The sequence below is a fragment of the Bacillus sp. V26 genome (assembly GCF_034296245.1).
Lineage (GTDB): Bacteria > Bacillota > Bacilli > Bacillales > Bacillaceae > Bacillus > Bacillus halotolerans.
In genome coordinates this window covers 101,658-121,148 of the sequence record NZ_JAXKQF010000003.1, presented here as the reverse complement: position 1 = coordinate 121,148, position 19,491 = coordinate 101,658, and the positions used below count along the sequence as shown (strand labels likewise).

At 44.0% G+C, this 19,491-nt stretch carries 17 protein-coding genes; 12 read left to right on the top strand and 5 right to left on the bottom strand.

From position 1 onward, the window contains the following. Positions 1-148 precede the first annotated feature (148 nt). The 5 genes from ftsE to UJ203_RS11380 all read left to right on the top strand — a co-directional run bounded on the left by ftsE (position 149) and on the right by UJ203_RS11380 (position 5,315). Complete coding sequence (gene ftsE, locus UJ203_RS11400) at positions 149-835, top strand: cell division ATP-binding protein FtsE (RefSeq protein ID WP_010332047.1); 687 nt, start codon at positions 149-151, stop codon at positions 833-835. After that, entirely contained in the window at positions 828-1,718 is an 891-nt protein-coding gene (gene ftsX / locus UJ203_RS11395) for a permease-like cell division protein FtsX (RefSeq protein ID WP_024123007.1), read from the top strand. The genes ftsE and ftsX overlap by 8 nt, the downstream gene beginning before the upstream one ends. A 142-nt stretch (positions 1,719-1,860) precedes the next feature. Further along, the gene (locus tag UJ203_RS11390; RefSeq protein WP_202852887.1) at positions 1,861-3,303 is read left to right on the top strand and encodes a S41 family peptidase; all 1,443 of its coding nucleotides are present in this window, start codon (positions 1,861-1,863) and stop codon (positions 3,301-3,303) included. A 383-nt stretch (positions 3,304-3,686) separates the two neighbouring features. Continuing rightward, complete coding sequence (swrA, locus tag UJ203_RS11385) at positions 3,687-4,040, top strand: swarming motility protein SwrAA (protein WP_015251121.1); 354 nt, start codon at positions 3,687-3,689, stop codon at positions 4,038-4,040. A gap of 78 nt (positions 4,041-4,118) precedes the next feature. Beyond that, a complete protein-coding gene (locus tag UJ203_RS11380) occupies positions 4,119-5,315 on the top strand; it encodes a S1C family serine protease (RefSeq protein ID WP_322010847.1) in 1,197 nt (398 codons plus the stop codon). A 49-nt stretch (positions 5,316-5,364) separates the two neighbouring features. Here the strand turns inward: UJ203_RS11380 and UJ203_RS11375 are convergent, their stop codons facing one another. From UJ203_RS11375 to UJ203_RS11365, 3 genes are all read right to left on the bottom strand, one after another. Then, complete coding sequence (locus UJ203_RS11375) at positions 5,365-6,699, bottom strand: MFS transporter (protein WP_101859876.1); 1,335 nt, start codon at positions 6,697-6,699, stop codon at positions 5,365-5,367. A 29-nt stretch (positions 6,700-6,728) separates the two neighbouring features. Further along, the gene (locus UJ203_RS11370) at positions 6,729-7,298 is read right to left on the bottom strand and encodes a TetR/AcrR family transcriptional regulator (RefSeq protein ID WP_105954006.1); all 570 of its coding nucleotides are present in this window, start codon (positions 7,296-7,298) and stop codon (positions 6,729-6,731) included. 76 nt (positions 7,299-7,374) lie between these two features. Beyond that, on the bottom strand, positions 7,375-9,870 hold the full coding sequence (locus UJ203_RS11365; protein ID WP_322010842.1) for a PEP/pyruvate-binding domain-containing protein: 2,496 nt from the start codon (positions 9,868-9,870) through the stop codon (positions 7,375-7,377). Positions 9,871-10,453: 583 nt separating this feature from the next. On the opposite strand from UJ203_RS11365, the gene UJ203_RS11360 reads away from it, so the two are divergent. From UJ203_RS11360 to uvrA, 3 genes are all read left to right on the top strand, one after another. Beyond that, on the top strand, positions 10,454-10,684 hold the full coding sequence (locus UJ203_RS11360; RefSeq protein WP_003228053.1) for a CsbA family protein: 231 nt from the start codon (positions 10,454-10,456) through the stop codon (positions 10,682-10,684). A 182-nt stretch (positions 10,685-10,866) separates the two neighbouring features. Beyond that, the gene (gene uvrB / locus UJ203_RS11355; protein ID WP_044445651.1) at positions 10,867-12,852 is read left to right on the top strand and encodes an excinuclease ABC subunit UvrB; all 1,986 of its coding nucleotides are present in this window, start codon (positions 10,867-10,869) and stop codon (positions 12,850-12,852) included. Between the two features lie 7 nt (positions 12,853-12,859). Beyond that, positions 12,860-15,733 (top strand): excinuclease ABC subunit UvrA, encoded by a 2,874-nt coding sequence (gene uvrA / locus UJ203_RS11350; RefSeq protein ID WP_322010837.1) that lies wholly within the window; start codon positions 12,860-12,862, stop codon positions 15,731-15,733. 43 nt (positions 15,734-15,776) lie between these two features. Here the strand turns inward: uvrA and UJ203_RS11345 are convergent, their stop codons facing one another. After that, a complete protein-coding gene (locus UJ203_RS11345; RefSeq protein ID WP_322010835.1) occupies positions 15,777-16,007 on the bottom strand; it encodes a hypothetical protein in 231 nt (76 codons plus the stop codon). A 218-nt stretch (positions 16,008-16,225) separates the two neighbouring features. Here UJ203_RS11345 and UJ203_RS11340 point away from each other — a divergent pair, with 218 nt between their 5' ends. Genes UJ203_RS11340 through UJ203_RS11325 form a run of 4 tightly spaced genes read left to right on the top strand, consistent with a single transcriptional unit; the run spans position 16,226 to position 18,236 of the window. Next, positions 16,226-16,552 carry a hypothetical protein gene (locus UJ203_RS11340; protein WP_322010833.1) on the top strand — a complete coding sequence of 109 codons (327 nt, stop codon included), beginning with the start codon at positions 16,226-16,228 and terminating at the stop codon, positions 16,550-16,552. 23 nt (positions 16,553-16,575) lie between these two features. Continuing rightward, positions 16,576-17,673: a DUF4097 family beta strand repeat-containing protein gene (locus tag UJ203_RS11335; RefSeq protein ID WP_248338558.1), complete on the top strand. Its 1,098-nt coding sequence runs from the start codon at positions 16,576-16,578 to the stop codon at positions 17,671-17,673. 4 nt (positions 17,674-17,677) lie between these two features. Continuing rightward, positions 17,678-17,875 (top strand): PspC domain-containing protein, encoded by a 198-nt coding sequence (locus UJ203_RS11330; protein WP_024122997.1) that lies wholly within the window; start codon positions 17,678-17,680, stop codon positions 17,873-17,875. Position 17,876: 1 nt separating this feature from the next. After that, on the top strand, positions 17,877-18,236 hold the full coding sequence (locus tag UJ203_RS11325) for a phage holin family protein (protein WP_010332033.1): 360 nt from the start codon (positions 17,877-17,879) through the stop codon (positions 18,234-18,236). 26 nt (positions 18,237-18,262) lie between these two features. Here UJ203_RS11325 and UJ203_RS11320 read toward each other — a convergent pair whose 3' ends face one another. Then, a complete protein-coding gene (locus UJ203_RS11320; RefSeq protein WP_322010827.1) occupies positions 18,263-19,477 on the bottom strand; it encodes an MFS transporter in 1,215 nt (404 codons plus the stop codon). Positions 19,478-19,491 lie beyond the last annotated feature (14 nt).

Genomic DNA, 19,491 nt, shown 5'->3' with positions numbered 1-19,491 from the left:
TGTCTAAATTTGACGTATAATGAAGTGTGTTGAAAATCAAACTTTCAGATTTTTCATCTTTTTACAAATGAATGGGTCATAAACTGTCGAATGCTTTCGAAGAGTATGACCGTGCGACATAAAATGATATAAAAGATTAGGTGATTTCATGATAGAGATGAAAGAAGTATACAAAGCCTATCCGAACGGTGTAAAGGCGCTAAACGGGATTTCAGTTACCATTCATCCCGGAGAGTTTGTTTATGTTGTCGGACCGAGCGGAGCGGGTAAATCTACTTTTATTAAAATGATATACAGAGAAGAAAAGCCGACAAAAGGGCAAATTTTACTCAATCATAAAGATCTCGCATCGGTTAAAGAAAAAGAGATTCCTTTCGTGCGGCGTAAAATAGGTGTAGTCTTCCAGGACTTCAAGCTTCTCCCGAAACTTACTGTGTTTGAGAATGTGGCTTTTGCCCTTGAAGTAATTGGAGAACAGCCGTCTGTCATTAAAAAACGGGTGCTTGAAGTGCTTGATTTGGTGCAGCTGAAGCATAAAGCGAGACAATTCCCTGACCAGCTTTCAGGCGGGGAGCAGCAGCGTGTCTCTATAGCCAGATCAATTGTGAACAGCCCTGATGTTGTCATTGCTGATGAACCTACGGGAAACCTTGATCCGGATACGTCTTGGGAAGTCATGAAGACGCTGGAGGAGATTAATAACCGCGGAACAACAGTCGTAATGGCGACACATAATAAAGAAATCGTAAACACCATTAAGAAACGTGTCATTGCAATCGAAGATGGTATCATTGTGCGTGATGAGTCAAGAGGGGAGTATGGTTCTTATGATTAAAATTCTCGGGCGCCATTTGCGTGAGAGTTTTAAATCTCTCGGGAGAAACACATGGATGACGTTTGCATCCATTAGTGCAGTAACCGTTACGCTGATTTTAGTCGGCGTGTTTTTAGTGATTATGCTGAATTTGAATAACATGGCTACGAATGCTGAAAAAGAAGTCGAAATCAAGGTATTGGTTGATCTGACTGCAGATAAGAAGGCACAGGACAAGCTGCAGAACGAGATAAAAGACCTGAACGGCATTCAAAGTGTCACTTTTTCATCTAAAGAAAAAGAGCTTGACCAGTTAGTTGACAGTTTTGGGGACAGCGGAAAATCCCTGACGATGCAGGATCAGGAAAACCCGCTGAATGACGCGTTTGTCGTGAAAACGACCGATCCGCATGATACGCCAAGTGTCGCGAAAAAGATAGAAAAAATGGATCATGTTTATAAAGTTACTTACGGAAAAGAAGAGGTCAGCCGTTTGTTTAAAGTGGTCGGCGTTTCCCGCAACATCGGAATCGCGTTAATTATCGGCTTATTGTTTACGGCGATGTTCTTAATTTCCAACACCATCAAAATTACGATTTTTGCAAGAAGAAAAGAAATTGAAATCATGAAGCTTGTTGGTGCGACGAACTGGTTTATCCGCTGGCCGTTTTTCCTTGAAGGATTGCTGCTCGGCGTATTCGGTTCAGTCATTCCGATCGCGCTTGTATTGAGCACTTATCAATATGTTATCGGATGGGTCGTTCCGAAGGTTCAAGGATCATTTGTCTCTCTTCTTCCATATAATCCGTTTGTATTCCAAGTCTCGCTTGTATTGATTGCGATCGGCGCAGTGATTGGAGTATGGGGAAGCCTGACTTCCATCCGCAAGTTTTTGCGGGTATAAACATAAGAAAAGCCATCCCGATTGCGGGACGGCTTTTTTCTTTTGCCTTCTTTTTCTTCTATGATTACATGAAATCTCCATCCTTTACATATACTATCTCTAGGTTTTGCAAAGACAGTCTGGCATACAGGAGGAGTAAAGGATGAATCAAAAAATAATCGCTGTGATAGCGGCGGGGAGCATGCTGTTCGGAGGCGCCGGCGTATATGCGGGAATGAACCTGCTGGAAGCCGAAAAGCCGGAAGCCGCAGCTGTTGCCGCAACGGCCCAAGCTGACTCTGATCGGGCTGCAGCTATGGATAAAATTGAAAAAGCATATGAATTGATTTCGAATGAATATGTAGAAAAGGTTGATAGAGAAAAGCTGCTTGAAGGAGCCATTCAAGGGATGCTGTCTACATTAAACGATCCTTATTCCGTCTATATGGACAAGCAGACGGCAAAGCAATTTTCTGATTCTCTTGATTCCTCTTTCGAAGGCATCGGGGCTGAGGTTGGAGTGGAAGAAGGCAAAATCATTATTGTGTCGCCATTTAAACAATCTCCTGCGGAAAAAGCCGGGCTGAAGCCGAATGATGAAATCATCAGTATTGATGGAGAATCGATGGCGGGCAAGGATTTAAATGACGCTGTCTTAAAAATAAGAGGAAAGAAAGGTTCCAGCGTGTCAATAAAGATTCAGCGGCCCGGGACGAAGAAGCAATTGTCATTCCGCATTAAGAGAGCTGAAATTCCGCTTGAAACGGTGTTTGCTTCAGAGAAAAAAGTGCAGGGGCATTCTGTCGGGTATATCGCCATTTCTACTTTTTCTGAGCATACTGCGGAGGATTTTGCAAAAGCATTGGGCAAGCTCGAGAAAAAAGGAATTGAAGGCCTCGTGCTGGATGTTCGAGGAAACCCGGGAGGATATCTTCAAAGTGTTGAAGAGATTCTAAAGCATTTCATTACAAAGGATCAGCCGTACATTCAGATTGCTGAACGCAATGGAGATAGGAAACGTTATTTTTCAACATTGACCCATAAAAAAACATACCCGGTCAATGTCATCACAGATAAGGGGAGCGCCTCTGCCTCCGAAATTCTTGCAGGCGCATTAAAAGAAGCGGGACATTATGATGTTGTAGGTGACACGTCGTTCGGAAAGGGAACTGTTCAACAAGCTGTACCGATGGGAGACGGCAGCAATATTAAACTGACGCTTTACAAGTGGCTGACGCCAAACGGGAACTGGATTCATAAGAAGGGTGTTAAGCCGACCATTGCGATAAAGCAGCCTGATTATTTCTCCGCAGGTCCATTGCAGCTAAAAGAGCCTCTTAAAGCTGATATGAACAATGAAGATGTGAAACATGCACAGGTTTTGCTGAAAGGACTCAGTTTTGATCCGGGTCGGGAAGACGGCTATTTCAGCAAAGAAATGAAAAAAGCGGTTTTGGCCTTTCAGGATCAATACAAGCTCGCAAAAACGGGTGTGATTGACAATCGCACCGCGGAGAAAATAAATCATTTAATTGAAATGAAAAAATCAGATGAAAAAAATGATTTGCAGCTTCAAACGGCGCTTAAATCATTATTTGTCAATTAAAGGAGATGGTGTTCCATCTCCTGTTTCTTTGTGCTTAATGAATAAATAATCCATAAGTCACATAAAAATTGAGCTTTTGACAAGATATTAAAAAATTTTTCACAAATAAACATTTATAAAGGACCGAGATTACCCGATATCAATATATGAGAGAGACTTTCTAACGAGAAAATATGCATTTAAAATGAAACTTTTGCAAGTTGCCTAGTCTTTGTTTACTTCATACAATATAAGAAGGTTCTAAAAAGAACAGTAATCAGGTTTATGGCAGCTGAACTACAGTATTTAAAAGAGAAACGTTAGCGAGAATGCTTGTTAGCACTCCAGTACTGCTGCTTATACTGGCCCGTGCTTATCTGTACAAAGAAAATGGGGGTTCACAATTGAAGAGGGCAAGTATTGTGCGTGAAAAAAAATATTATGAATTAGTGGAACAATTAAAAGACAGAACACAAGACGTAACATTTTCAGCTACAAAAGCACTAAGTCTTCTTATGCTGTTTAGCAGGTACCTAGTGAATTACACAAATGTTGAATCGGTCAATGACATTAATGAAGAATGTGCCAAGCATTATTTTAATTACTTAATGAAAAACCATAAACGATTAGGAATCAATCTGACAGATATAAAGAGGTCGATGCACCTGATCAGCGGGTTATTGGACGTTGATGTAAACCATTATTTAAAGGATTTTTCACTATCGAATGTCACGCTGTGGATGACGCAAGAGAGATAAACCCTCCTGAGGATATCCAAGCCATTTAATATTTGATAGAATATGAGTAATATGTTTGGCTTGAGGCGGTGAAAGATAGTGTCTGTTCAATGGGGATTTGAACTGTTAAAAAGTGCGGGCCTGTTCTTTTTGCACCCGCTATTCTGGTTTTTTGTCATTGTAAGTCTGGCTTTCGGATATGTAAGGATCAAGCGTGAGCGAAAAACCTTTCATACAAGAATAGCAGACATTTATGATGAACTGAAATTTACATATACAAAAGGGTTAATTCCCGGTATCCTTTTGTCTATTGTTTTAGGGGTACTCGGAATTTCTATTCCTCTCGGTATGCTTGCAATTATTGCCGTTATGACTGCAGCGGCAGCGCTCACTCTTCGCGCAAACTGGATGTCTGCTGCATATATCGTCAGTGTGAGTATGCTGATAGGTTTTGGACTGCAAGTGAATCAGGCTGAACCTTTTCTGGATCGGTTTCAGCAAGGCTTTGCGGTCGTGTGGCCGGCCCTGGCGGTGTTTTTGGGTTTATTGGTTATCGCTGAAGGAGCGGTTGCATATCGTTCTGCCCATGTGAAAACATCACCGGGATTGGTCGTCAGCAGCCGCGGTTTGCCGATCGGTCAGCAGCTTGCAAACCGTATATGGCTTTTGCCGCTGTTTATTCTTGTACCTGGCAATGGATTAGAATCACACCTCAGCTGGTGGCCTGTGTTTTCTGTCCCCGGAGGGTCATTCCATTTTCTGTGGATACCCTACTTTGTCGGATTCGGCCAAAGGGTGCAGGGTTCCCTTCCTGAAACCAGTATAAGAGTCACAGCGAAGCGAGTCTGTATACTCGGGCTTATTGTCTCCGCTCTCGGTGCAGCGAGTTTGCTGTGGACGCCGCTTGCGGGTGCAGCTGTCTGTGCGGCTGTATTAGGACGTATTTTTTTGTCCGTGAAGCAAAGGGTAAACGACAATGCAGCACCGTTTTATTTCTCCAAGCGTGATCAAGGCTTAATGGTGCTTGGCATTATACCAAATACACCGGCTGAAGACTTGGAATTAAAAATCGGAGAAATTATTACGAAAGTCAACGGCGTGCCCGTTAAGCACGTATCTGATTTTTATGAAGCGCTCCAGCGCAACCGTGCGTATGTGAAGCTTGAAATTATCGGTCTGAACGGGGAGATTCGCTTTGATCAGCGTGCGTCTTATGAGGGAGAACATCATGAATTGGGCATTCTGTTCGTAAAGGATGACCGTGAAGATGAGGCAGCCGCTTTACCTGGATCATAAAAAAACAGCCCGGCACCACATATTTTGTGTGGCGCCGGGCTGTTTTGTTTTACGCTGAATTTTGTTCCATGCGTGCCGTTTCGTCAGATTTGATGCCTAACGAAACAAAAACGCCAATGATGGATACCGCGAAGAGAATAATAAATAACGTGTGATACCCAGAAATCAGGCCAATTAAGGCTGACGAAATAATGCTTCCGAAATAACGGAAGGTCGAGAAAATACCGGAAGCCACTCCGGACATCGCGGGCTCCACTGTGGCAAGGGATGACACCTGCATGCTGGTCAGTCCGACTCCGGATGCAAGCCCTCCGAGAATAAGAGAGATCATCAGGAAGAAAACGGAATGGGAGCTGCTCAAGAGCAAAAATAACAAATTGGCTCCGGCCATCATCGCAAATGAGAGAAATATGATTTTTTTCGCACCCCATTTATGATGGAGCTGAGCGCCTGCCCAATTGCTCGCCGACATAAATATCGAAAAGACGGAAAGCGCCATGCCGCTGTTAGACGTATTTAGCCCAAACTGGTTTGTCATGAATAACGGCATAATCAATAAGACGGCATACATCATTAGATTGCTTAACAATACGGATAGATTGGCATTTGTAAAGGTTGAGCTTTTAAACAGCGCAAAATCAATGATTGGGTGCTTTGTGCGTTTTTCCCGTCTGAAAAAAAGCGGGACAAAGAGCAGTATCAATATGCTGTATAATGCATAGCCCCATGAAGACTCATTTTTCGTCAGCAGGATAATCGAAACGATGCTGCCTGCCAGCAAGAGAGAGCCGATGATATCCAGCGGCGCCTCTGATTTGTTTTCTTTATATTGAGGAAACATGGTCAATGCTGTAAATAAAGCAATGGCGAGAAACGGGATGTTGACCCAAAAAATCGAATGCCAGCTGAAGCTGTCAATCAAAAGAGAGCCGATAAACGGCCCGAGAGCGGCGCCCAGACCTGCGCCGAGCCCGAAATAGCCAAATACTTTCGGAAGGCGTTTCTCTGATACAACGTGCCGGATAATGGCAATGCTGTTTGGCGTGAGCAGTGCCCCGCCGACAGCCTGCAAAGCCCGAAATACAATTAACAAAAACAGGCTCGGCGATAGAGCGCAGCCTAATGAAGCAATCAGAAACAGGCCGACGCCCCATAAATACATGGTTTTGTTGCCGTACATGTCACCGAGTTTTCCGGCTATCGGCTGTGTGACGGCCATGACGATTAAATAAACAGTAACCACCCAAGTGATGCTTGCGATGGATTCGTTATACGTATGTGATATAGATGAAAGCGCGACTGCGATCATCGTTGAGTTAATGGGAACCAGGATGGCCCCCAATAAAAGTGAGACGATCAGCGCCCATTCTTTTTTTGAGCTCATTGGGATCCTCCTTTTGTTTTGCCAAGGAGCTAACGGGCAGTAATTCCTTTGACGAATACAGCTGTACTATGCTCCAGCATTTTTTCCTGGGGCATTGAAATCACTCTGTCTCCTAAATGAAGACGGTGTACAAAGTAACCGAAAATCATCGAAATAAAGACATCGGCATGTTCCGATTCATCTCCTGTCTGAATAGCCCCTTTCTCACCCATGCTTGTGAGGTAATCAACTAAAAGCTGTTTCATTGATTGGGGATATTCAGTCACATGGTTGATGACATCCTGAAACATGGCCGGTTCACGAAAGCTGATTTTAATTATATCTTTTCTTTGTTCAAGCTCTTCCAGCAGACAGGTTCCGATATGCAGCAGGTCTTTATACAAATCACCCTCTGTTTGCTCAAAGATGCGATTTCGATTTGCAGAATGCTGAGAAAGCAGAGCCTCGACAAGCCCCTGTTTGTTTTTAAAATTCCTGAAAATCGTCGCTTCACTTACGTTTGCTTTTTCTGCAATTTCTTTTGTCGTCGTTGAACGATATCCTTTTTTGACGAGCAGCTGCATGGCAGCGTCAAGGATTCTGCGGTTTGTCGGTCTCAATACGTTTCACCTCACGAATATACTGGCAGGACAAGTATACACCTGCCCCGCTTGTATAATAAAGAGGGTGGGCGCATCAGGACCGGCTGACAACTGTGATTTTGCCGCTGTTTCCGTCTACAGTGACGATGTCTCCATCTCGAAGCCTTTCTGTCGCTGCACGTGTGCCGAGAACAGCGGGAATGCCGTATTCCCGTGCGATAATCGCTGCGTGAGACAAGATTCCTCCTGTGTCTGTAATAATGGCTTTGGCATCTTGAAACAGGCTGGTCCATAGCGGTGTCGTCATTTTGCAAACCAGGATGTCTCCAGGCGCGAATCGAGAAAACTCACTGGCATCCCGAATCAATTTAACCGGCCCTGTTGCGATACCGCTTGATGCTGCAATTCCGAAAATATCATTCTCCGTGTTGTTTTCATCTTCTATGACAGCACCGACAATTTCTTCAGCCGCTTTCAGCTGCGCTTTTGTCGGTGTACCGAGATAAGCAGGCGCCTGTGCCAGCTCATACTCATGAAAGATTTGTCTCCGTTTTTCAGCCTTCTCTTGAAGGGGTACGGGATGAAGGAGCGCGTTTTCCACCTCGTCATCATATAAGAACCAAAGGTCTTCTCGATCTCGGATCACACCGCTTTTTGCTAGCAATTCTCCTACCTTCAGCAAAAAGACCCTCGCCTTGGCATCCAGCATAGCATCAATGTAAAAATGATGATCATCCTTAATATTGGACGAATTCAGCGTCCATTGATAATAACGTTCAAATTCTTTCTGCAAAACGGGATCCTCAATGCTTTGCAAGAATTCATTGTACAACTTCTCACGTTTTTCAATGGTCTTCTTAAATTCGTTGTCAAAATGATAGCCATTGCGGACGTAGTTTTGAATATGAGTCAATGCGTAATATGGATTCTCTGCCCAAGTCTGTTCAATCAGATCGTGGCTTTTTACAGATCGCCATCCGTATTCCTGTAAAAATTCATTGACTTTTTGCAGGAAACGTCTGCCCTCGTCGATTTGTTCTAATTTCTTCTGCAGCTGTTGCGGCTCGGTATGCTCAAAAATGGCTGTCAGACTCGGATTTTCTCGCACTTCAACGGAGAATTGCCATAGGCGGCGGTCTGTTTCCAGCGATTTGTTCATGACTCCTGTCAGCATTTCATAAAAATGTGAGTTTTCAGCTTCACCCTGAATGTTTTGATACATTGCTTGCAGTTTGTTCGTCAACAGAATTTGCGGGAAAACGATATTGAAGTGTTCCTCATAGGCCGTGAGATAAAAGGCCTTCAGTTTTTTAAAGGCATCCAGCGCACTTTCCGGAGTGTGTTCCGTTTGTGCGAGTTGGTCCAATGTCCGGTAAAACGGAAGGTACGTGTTATGAATGATGTCGTACATGCGCTCGGCCAATATCGGAAAAAGCTCTTCGGCACTGTCCTCAGGAGGCTGTTGTTGTCCGCCTTGATTTTTTGAATAAATATGTCCCCGGTAAACTTTTACTTCATCGACGATGACACCGATCGGAAACTGCTGCATACTTTTCTTTAAGCCGTATTCAAGTGCGGGCACAATAAAAGATGAAAATAGCGGACTGACCGGGCCTTCGATGTTGGACTCCATATTGAGCCAAAAATCATCCATATCCTCGTTGGTGATCATGAAGTTCCGTTCTTCCTCAGCCGCTTTTTTATCCTGTTCAATGGTGGTAATTGGCCGTGCCTGCAGAAGGTACAGTTTATGATCGGCGATCCCGAATTCTAAATCAACAGGATATCCGTATAGGGCTTCGGTTTTTTTGGTGATTTCAGTCAGCTCAATTACCTGTTCATCTGTAAGGCAAAAACGGCTGCGCATGTCTTCGCTCGTTTCTTTTTCGGCAATGCCTTCTGCTGCGGACTCCATGTAGATCTCTTTTAAACCCATTTCTTTCTGAATCTCAAATGAAGCTTTATGAACGATATACGTGTCAGGAGTGACGCTTCCTGATACGACCGCTTCTCCCAGGCCGTAGCTGGCGCTGATTAATAACTCTCTCTCATCATGGGTAACGGGATTTTGGCTGAAAATCACACCCGATATTTCTGAATTAATCAGGCCCTGCACCACAACACCCATTAACGGCTCTGCGATTTGATTGTTCATTTTCTTCTTATAGCGGCTGACCCTGCCTGAGAAAAAGGAGGCCCAGCATTCTTTCACCTTAGCCAGAAATTCTTCTTCTGTTTTTATATTTAAATAGGTTTCATATTGACCGGCGAATGAAGCCCCCTCTAAATCTTCTGAGGCTGATGATGAGCGGACGGCCACGGAACGATATGATTCTCTCAGCTCGTAAAAGGAGCTCGTCAGCTCATTCTTTAGCTCATCTGAAAATGCTCCGGCAATAATGGTATTTTCGATATTTTCGCTTGAATCATGAAGCTGATTATCCTCCATAAAACGGGCGAGAGCGTTCGTTTGAATGATAAACCCATCTGGAACAGGAAGTCCGTGTTTGGTCAGTTTAATCAGATTCATGCCTTTTGCTCCAGCCAGCTGACTGGATTCTTCAGCTTGGCGAAATAACACAGAGTACATGTTTAAAACCCCACTTTCCTTAGTATTTTTCTCTCTATCTTTTATTTTTGGGAGCCAATGTTCAAAAAAAATGATAGTGAACACTATCAATCAATTGTAGGTTTAAAGGAAAATGCTGTCAAACGCAAAAAGCCCTAAATAAAATGAATATTTAAGTTAGTTAGATGATCATGAAAAATAAAACTGAAGCGGGTCTGTTTGCTTATTTTTTCGTATTCGTAAATCGTTTCACTGAGCTTTCAGATCACTGTTCGCCAAGCTTCCTTCATTAAACGAGACTTAATACCTATCTTCCTGCTGATTTGACAATCGGTACAGTTTCAGCTCTCATTCAGCAGCACTAAAATCAATTTCTCTTTATATTTGATACCGTCCCTTTTGCCTGAAGATGATTTGTTAATTTTTGAACCGAATAAGTAAAATCATCATAGCTTGTTTAAGAGAAGAGTTTTGCGGCAGAAACCATGATTGAATTGAACTGAAAAAGGGTATGGTGTAGAAAGAGGGAACCATTGCACGATTGTCCGATTCTTCATTTTTTACTATAATCAAATCAGATGAAGAATCCCTGAGGAGGGTTTTTGTGATTACAAAAGCCGTTTTTGCATTATTTTTCCCTTTTATGCTTGTCGTCCTATTTACGAGAGTGACCTTTAACCATTACGTGGCGATCGCTCTTACAGCTGCATTGCTGTTTGCCTCTTATTTAAAAGGCTATACAGAAACGTATTTTATTGTAGGATTAGATGTTGTCTCTCTTGTGGCCGGCGGACTTTACATGGCCAAAAAAGCTGCTGAGAAAAAAGAAGAATAAACCGGACATAATGAATATAAAGATGAATTCCTGCTTTTACGTTTTAAAAGCAGGTTTTTTATACATGAAAATAGCTGGAAATAAAAAACCACCGAACTTTAGTTCGTATTTTTGGTGATTTTGCTTTCCATTGTGTTACTATATCTATAGGAAGATTTCGTTAAAGAAACGGAGGCTTATTTGTGAAAGATCGCTTTGAGTTAGTCTCAAAATACCAGCCCCAGGGAGATCAGCCGAAAGCCATTGAAAAGCTTGTCAAAGGCATTCAGGAGGGCAAGAAGCATCAGACTCTGCTGGGTGCAACAGGAACGGGCAAAACATTTACGGTGTCCAATTTGATTAAAGAAGTCAATAAGCCGACACTCGTCATTGCCCATAACAAAACACTTGCCGGACAGCTTTACAGCGAGTTTAAGGAGTTTTTTCCGAACAACGCTGTCGAGTATTTTGTCAGCTACTATGATTATTATCAGCCGGAGGCGTATGTGCCTCAAACGGATACATTTATAGAGAAAGATGCCAGCATTAATGATGAAATTGATAAACTCAGACACTCCGCTACATCGTCTCTGTTTGAACGGAGAGATGTGATTATCATTGCAAGTGTGTCTTGTATTTACGGTCTCGGTTCGCCTGAAGAATACCGTGAAATGGTTGTGTCATTGCGTCCTGAAATGGAAATTGAGCGCAACGAGCTGCTTAGAAAGCTTGTTGACATTCAATATGCCCGCAACGACATTGATTTTCAGCGCGGTACGTTTCGTGTGCGCGGAGATGTAGTGGAAATTTTCCCGGCATCCCGTGATGAACACTGTGTAAGAGTCGAGTTTTTCGGAGATGAAATTGAACGGATCAGGGAAGTGGATGCCCTGACCGGAGAAATTTTAGGCGATCGTGAACATATTGCGATTTTCCCGGCATCCCACTTCGTTACGCGGGCCGAAAAAATGGAAAAAGCGATTCAAAATATCGAGAAGGAGCTTGAGGAGCAGCTGAAGGTCATGCATGAAAACGGCAAGCTTCTGGAAGCGCAGCGCTTAGAGCAGCGGACGAGATATGATCTTGAAATGATGCGAGAAATGGGATTCTGCTCCGGTATTGAGAACTATTCAAGACATTTGACGCTTCGCCCGCCGGGTTCAACGCCGTATACGCTTCTCGATTATTTTCCTGACGATTTTATGATTGTCGTGGACGAGTCGCACGTGACGATTCCTCAGGTGCGCGGCATGTTTAACGGAGACCAGGCGAGAAAGCAGGTGCTTGTGGATCACGGATTCCGTCTTCCGTCAGCGCTTGATAACCGCCCGCTCCGTTTTGAAGAATTTGAAAAGCATATGCACAATATCGTCTATGTGTCAGCAACACCAGGGCCATATGAGATTGAGCATACCGATGAAATGATAGAGCAGATCATCCGTCCGACAGGGCTTCTTGACCCGCTTATTGACGTGCGGCCGATTGAAGGGCAGATTGATGATTTAATCGGTGAAATTCAAGCGAGAGTTGAACGGAATGAACGGGTGCTTGTGACGACTTTGACGAAGAAGATGTCAGAGGATTTGACCGATTATTTAAAAGAAATCGGCATCAAAGTTAATTATCTGCATTCAGAAATTAAGACGCTTGAACGGATCGAAATTATCCGTGATTTGCGTCTCGGCAAGCATGATGTGCTCATTGGCATTAACCTCCTGAGAGAGGGGCTTGATATTCCGGAAGTATCTCTGGTTGCGATTTTGGATGCGGATAAGGAAGGCTTCCTGCGTTCGGAGCGTTCGCTTATTCAGACGATCGGACGGGCGGCGAGGAACGCAGAAGGCCGTGTCATCATGTACGCCGATAAAATGACGAAGTCTATGGAAATTGCAATTAATGAAACGAAACGCCGGCGCGAGCAACAGGAGCGGTTTAACGAAGAGCACGGCATTACGCCGCAAACGATTAATAAAGAAATTCGTGACGTGATTCGTGCGACTGTGGCTGCTGAGGACAAAGCGGAGTATAAAACAAAAGCTGCGCCGAAGCTGTCGAAAATGACGAAGAAAGAGCGTCAAAAAGTCGTCGAACAAATGGAGCACGAAATGAAGGAAGCCGCCAAGGCGCTTGATTTTGAAAGAGCCGCGGAGCTTCGCGATTTACTTTTAGAGTTAAAAGCGGAAGGATGATGAAAGAATGGCTATGGATCGGATTGAGGTGAAGGGAGCAAGGGCGCACAACCTGAAAAATATTGATGTGACCATTCCGAGAGATCAGCTTGTCGTTGTTACAGGACTGTCTGGATCAGGGAAATCCTCCCTTGCCTTTGATACCATATATGCAGAAGGGCAGAGACGCTATGTCGAGTCGTTATCCGCCTATGCCCGCCAGTTTTTAGGGCAAATGGATAAGCCTGATGTCGATGCGATTGAAGGGCTTTCTCCTGCCATCAGCATTGACCAGAAAACAACGAGTCGAAACCCGAGATCTACTGTCGGTACGGTAACGGAAATTTATGATTATCTGCGTCTTTTGTATGCGAGAGTAGGAAAGCCGCATTGCCCGGAGCACGGAATCGAAATCACGTCACAGACCATTGAGCAGATGGTGGACAGGATTTTGGAATATCCGGAGCGGACGAAGCTTCAGGTGCTGGCGCCTATTGTGTCCGGCAGAAAAGGCGCTCATGTAAAGGTGCTTGAGCAGATCAGAAAACAAGGCTATGTCAGAGTCAGAATTGACGGCGAGATGGCCGAGCTCTCTGATGAGATCGAATTAGAAAAGAATAAAAAACATTCAATTGAGGTTGTCATTGACCGGATTGTGGTAAAAGAAGGCGTAGCAGCCCGTCTGTCGGATTCATTGGAGACAGCGCTTCGATTAGGTGAAGGGCGTGTCATGATTGATGTGATCGGTGAGGAAGAGCTGATGTTCAGTGAGCATCATGCCTGTCCGCATTGCGGATTTTCAATCGGTGAACTTGAACCGCGGCTTTTTTCATTCAACAGCCCATTCGGAGCGTGTCCAACGTGTGACGGTCTCGGTATGAAGCTCGAAGTTGATGCAGATCTTGTTATTCCCAATCAAGATTTGTCATTGAAAGAGAATGCAATTGCCCCATGGACGCCGATCAGCTCACAATATTATCCGCAGCTTCTTGAAGCGGTCTGCACTCATTACGGCATTGATATGGATGTGCCGGTAAAGGATCTGCCGAAGCATCAGCTGGATAAAGTCCTTTATGGAAGCGGAGATGACCTGATTTATTTCCGTTACGAAAATGATTTCGGGCAAATACGCGAAGGTGAAATCCAATTTGAAGGCGTATTGCGCAACATTGAAAGACGTTACAAGGAGACAGGCTCGGATTTCATCCGTGAGCAGATGGAGCAATATATGTCCCAAAAGGCTTGTCCGACTTGTAAAGGTTATCGGCTAAAGAAAGAGGCGCTTGCGGTACTGGTCGACGGACGTCACATCGGAAAAATTACCGAGCTGTCTGTCGGAAATGCCCTTGATTTCTTCAAAGGCCTTACGCTATCTGAGAAGGATATGAAGATTGCCGATCTGATTTTGCGGGAAATTGTGGAGCGTTTAAGCTTTCTGGATAAGGTCGGACTTGATTATCTGACACTGAGCCGGGCAGCGGGAACATTGTCCGGGGGAGAGGCGCAGCGGATCAGGCTGGCCACTCAAATCGGTTCGAGGTTATCCGGTGTGCTTTATATTTTAGATGAGCCATCAATTGGTCTGCACCAGCGTGATAACGACCGTTTAATCAGCGCGCTGAAAAACATGAGAGACCTGGGGAACACACTGATCGTCGTAGAACATGATGAGGATACGATGATGGCAGCCGATTATTTAATTGATATCGGCCCGGGTGCCGGCATCCACGGAGGACAAGTTATTTCCGCGGGAACTCCGGAAGAAGTCATGGCAGATCAAGATTCGTTAACAGGCAGCTACTTATCAGGGAAGAAATTTATCCCGCTGCCTCCCGAGAGAAGAAAACCGGACGGCCGCTATATTGAGATTAAAGGCGCTTCAGAAAACAATCTGAAAAAGGCAAATGCCAAGTTTCCGCTAGGGACGTTTACAGCGGTTACGGGCGTTTCAGGATCGGGGAAAAGCACCCTCGTCAATGAAATACTTCACAAGGCATTAGCGCAAAAGCTTCATAAAGCAAAAGCGAAGCCAGGCAGCCATAAAGAAATCAAAGGCCTCGAACATTTAGACAAAGTCATTGATATCGATCAGGCGCCGATTGGAAGAACGCCGCGGTCAAATCCTGCGACATACACCGGTGTTTTTGATGATATTCGCGATGTGTTCGCACAGACAAATGAAGCGAAAGTCCGCGGCTATAAAAAAGGCCGTTTCAGTTTTAACGTGAAGGGCGGCCGATGTGAAGCCTGCCGCGGTGACGGGATTATAAAAATTGAAATGCACTTTCTTCCTGACGTATACGTGCCATGTGAAGTGTGCCACGGCAAACGCTACAACCGGGAAACGCTTGAAGTGACGTACAAAGGAAAAAGCATTTCTGACGTGCTTGATATGACGGTCGAAGATGCTCTTTCTTTCTTTGAAAATATCCCGAAAATTAAGCGCAAGCTTCAAACCCTGCACGATGTTGGTCTGGGTTATATTACGCTCGGCCAGCCGGCAACTACTTTGTCGGGCGGTGAAGCGCAGCGGGTAAAACTTGCATCTGAACTGCACAAACGCTCAACCGGGCGCACGCTGTACATTTTAGATGAACCGACAACAGGTCTGCACGTCGACGATATCGCCAGACTTCTTGTCGTGCTTCAGCGGTTGGTTGATAATGGGGATACAGTGCTTGTCATTGAGCATAATCTTGATATCATCAAGACGGCTGATTATATTGTTGATCTGGGGCCCGAAGGCGGAGCCGGAGGCGGCACCATTGTCGCATCGGGAACACCGGAGGAAATCACTGAAGTCGAAGAGTCGTATACAGGGCGTTATTTGAAGCCTGTTATGGAGCGTGACAAAAAACGCATGAAGTCACTCTTGGAAGCGAAAGAAACTGCAACATCTTAAAACCCTCTTTTCAGAGGGTTTTCACTTTTCTTTGCAGTATTTATTAAAACGTCTTCTTATACAGCTGCCGGCTCACATTCATTAAATCTTGAACAATATGAGTGCTGCTGCTGTCCAGGAGAACTTTTATATATTGAATGTCATGAGAGATGGGAAGAGGCCCGTGAATCTGTTCAAGCTCGGCTAACATTTCACGGTTCATTCTTTTTTGTTCAAGAATCAGTTTTAAAACGGATTCTTGTGTTACTGTATAGTCACTGGGATCTTTCTCCATTGCTTGTCCAGCCTCCTTGATTGCCGTAAGCTTTTTACATATTGTAATCGGTACGGATGAAAGATTCTACTTCTAAAACTTTTTAAAATCCAATTTCCGTAAATGGAAGCATGTCTAAAGGATGATTTTGAAACCTCTGGAGGTTTTATACGTATATCTATCTGAGTAAAACGTCCTGACTTATTGTCACGGATGATTAACGATGGGAGTTGAATAAATTGAACCGTAATCAAGCCATAATTGCATCACTTTGTTATTTCAGCGTCTTTATTGCGCCGGTCATTGTGCCGATTGTCGCTTATTTTGTTGTTGATGAGAAAGAGACAAAACGTCACGCGATACGTTCTCTGCTTTCTCACATTGTTCCTTTTGCCGGCTGGCTGGTCTTATTTATCGCTTTTCTTGGCGGGGCTATTGCCATTGATGGGGACAGTGTGATGCCTGTATTTGTGATGATTGGCGGCGTAATCGTATATTTCTTAGTTGTGATTGGCATTATGATTTGGAACGTCATTCAGGGCATTAAGGTGCTGCGTGCAGCATAAGTAGATCATAGGGAGGAGATCGAATGAAGCAGGAAAAGGAACGAATCCTCAAGCTTGTGGAGGAAGGAAAGCTGACGGCACAGGAAGCACTGACGCTGATTGAAAAGCTCGACAGCGACTATAAGGAAAAAGAAGAAAAAATCACGGCTCTGTCAGTTAACGTTCATGAAGAGGATGAGCCATTCACAGCGGCCAAAAAAGATGGCAACAAGCCGTCTTTAGGGGCGAAGCTGTTCGATTGGATTGATTCTGCTGTGAAAAAGGTTAAAGAAGTTGATCTTGATTTAAACTTCGGGCACTCGTTTGACGTACAGCATATTTTTCAATTTAAGGATACTGATTTTTCCAGTGTAGAGCTCCAGATCGCAAACGGCAGCGTAAATATTGTTCCGTGGGAAGACGAGGATATCAGAGCGGAATGCCAGGCGAAGGTATATCGCACTGACAGCCAAGAAGCAGCAAGGGACGCTTTTCTTCAGCATATTGAATGTGAAATCAAAGGAAATAAGTTTTTTATCCGTACAGAAAAGAAAACGATGAAAACCAATGTCACATTGTATATTCCTCAGAAGGAGTATGATAAGATTCGGGTGAAGCTGTTTAACGGACCGATCAGAGGGGAACATTTACATGTAAAAGAGTTCTCGGCGAAAACGACTAATGGCGTGCTGTCGTTCTCGAATTTGACGGCTGAAAAAGCTTCGGCAGAAACGGCGAACGGCCAAATTAAGCTAGCCAATCACAATTGCGGCACAATAGAAGCGGAAACCATTAACGGGCTGATTGATCTGCGCGGAAAAAGCGAATCCATTGATGTTCAAAGCTTTAACGGAAATATCGCGATTACTGTAACAGAATCAGACTGCCGCTCGATTTACACAAAAACGACGACTGGAAATGTGGAGCTGTCGATTCCGGATGATCTTGCGGTGAAGGCTGAACTGAAAAGCAATCTCGGTTCGCTGTCCCACGAATTAATAGATGTTGACATGCTGAAAGAAAAAAATGATACCATTCAAAAAGAAATGATGTTCACTTCTAATCAAGCACATGATCAAAACATCGCCGTTTTCTCCGAATCATTAACTGGCGCCATCAAATTAAAGTATACACAGAGGTGATCGAATGAATAGATTATATCGTTCAGAAAAAAACAGGAAAATGGCCGGCGTCATCGGCGGCCTGGCGGAGTATTTCAACTGGGATGCGTCACTCCTCAGAGTGATAACCGTCATTTTAGCCGTTATGACAAGCGTTATTCCTGTTCTGCTCATTTATATCATTTGGATTTTTATTGTTCCGTCAGAAAGGGATATGAAGTAACATGGTCAAATGGGCAGTCAGCATTTTAGTAAATGCTTTATTATTAATCGTCATTGACGGTTACATTGATTCCATTCATATCAGCAGCATCGGGGCAGCGATTATTGCCAGCCTCATTTTATCAATCTTAAACGTGCTGATTAAACCGCTCTTGATTATCTTTACGCTGCCTGTCACAGTTGTGACGCTGGGCCTCTTTTTGTTTGTGATTAATGCCATCACCTTGATGATGACAGCGTCCATTATGGGTGACAGTTTTCAAATTGACGGCTTCGGATCAGCCATCTTGGCATCTGTTGTCCTGTCGGTGTTCCATTTGCTGATTCAAAAAGGCATTTTAGAACCGCTTCGAAAAAAATAAAAGCTGCCATGCAAATGGCAGCTTTTTTACATAGGATGTTTTTCTTGTTTGATGTCATGTTTCGCCTGATGCATATACGGCAGAAGGCAAAAGCTCAATATGGCAAATGCGATACCCAAAAGGCCAAATGACATGAAAGACGGCATTCGTGTCAACAGATAAGCTGATATCATCGGGCCGGCCGCCATACCTGTATATCTGACAAAGTTAAAGATTCCGATCGCGCTCCCCCTGTTATGTTCAAACTCATTGGTGATCATCGTGGAATACAGGGGAGGAATAACCCCCATCGAGACACCGAACAGCGCCAATGTGAGAGCCATGAGAATGATCGAGACGGAATGGGTAAAAGCAAATGAAATGATGCTGACCGCTGCAATTGCATTGCTGTAGACAAACAATGTACTTAGAGGAACTTTTGCCTGTATGTTTTTAAACAGAAAGGTACCAGCGATTGTGCTTAATGCCAGAGGCAAATATAACAGTCCCGCTATTTGTACATCCATATGATAATGTTCCGTCAGCAATATCGGAAGATAGACAATAACCGCAAAATAAATGAAAAAGAGAAAAAAGCTTAAGGTCAGAATGACATTTCCAGCTCTGTTTGTGAAAATGGATTTATAATGAGTAAGCAAACTGCCTGATTTTGCATCTTGCTTTGGTGCGCTATGAAAATCCTTAGGGAAGAAAATGCTGTTTGTTGCTAATAAAATAACAGAGATCACCGTCAGCATCCAAAAGATCCCTTCGTGTCCGAAAGCCCCGCCGAGAAGTCCCCCGAGAACAGGAGCAATAGCCGGGGCGGCCGAAAGAAGCATTTGATACGTACCCATGGCATTTCCGCGATCACTGCCTGTAAATAGCTGGCCGATTGTGGTGGCTGCAATGAGAGGGAGTGCTGCGGAACCGGCTGCCTGTACGATTCTAAAAATAAGAAACAAAGTAAAATCAGTGGTGACGGCACACCCGAAACTGGCTGCCGCCGTTGTCAGTATTCCAGCAAGCAAGACATAACGCGCGCCTTTAAAATCGATGATGGCGCCCAAGATAATTTGCATAATGGCTGTCACAATCATAAAAACTGAAACTGACAGGTTTACGAGGGTTACAGAGACATGGAATGATTCTTTAATAATCGGGATGATGGGTGAATACATATTTTGGCTTAAAGAAGCAAAAAATGCGCTGAAACAAACAATATATAAGATCAGCATTGCTTTTGATTTCGTTTGAGCCATAAAGAACAACCCCC

Bases quoted from the DNA above. Each gene is read 5' to 3' on its own strand.
- UJ203_RS11335 (WP_248338558.1), top strand. From the start codon at position 16,576: ATGAAGCAGGAAAAGGAACGAATCCTCAAGCTTGTGGAGGAAGGAAAG.
- UJ203_RS11330 (WP_024122997.1), top strand. From the start codon at position 17,678: ATGAATAGATTATATCGTTCAGAAAAAAACAGGAAAATGGCCGGCGTC.
- UJ203_RS11365 (WP_322010842.1), bottom strand. From the start codon at position 9,870: ATGTACTCTGTGTTATTTCGCCAAGCTGAAGAATCCAGTCAGCTGGCT.
- UJ203_RS11345 (WP_322010835.1), bottom strand. From the start codon at position 16,007: ATGGAGAAAGATCCCAGTGACTATACAGTAACACAAGAATCCGTTTTA.
- UJ203_RS11325 (WP_010332033.1), top strand. From the start codon at position 17,877: ATGGTCAAATGGGCAGTCAGCATTTTAGTAAATGCTTTATTATTAATC.
- ftsE (WP_010332047.1), top strand. From the start codon at position 149: ATGATAGAGATGAAAGAAGTATACAAAGCCTATCCGAACGGTGTAAAG.
- UJ203_RS11320 (WP_322010827.1), bottom strand. From the start codon at position 19,477: ATGGCTCAAACGAAATCAAAAGCAATGCTGATCTTATATATTGTTTGT.
- UJ203_RS11375 (WP_101859876.1), bottom strand. From the start codon at position 6,699: ATGAGCTCAAAAAAAGAATGGGCGCTGATCGTCTCACTTTTATTGGGG.
- ftsX (WP_024123007.1), top strand. From the start codon at position 828: ATGATTAAAATTCTCGGGCGCCATTTGCGTGAGAGTTTTAAATCTCTC.
- UJ203_RS11390 (WP_202852887.1), top strand. From the start codon at position 1,861: ATGAATCAAAAAATAATCGCTGTGATAGCGGCGGGGAGCATGCTGTTC.
- uvrA (WP_322010837.1), top strand. From the start codon at position 12,860: ATGGCTATGGATCGGATTGAGGTGAAGGGAGCAAGGGCGCACAACCTG.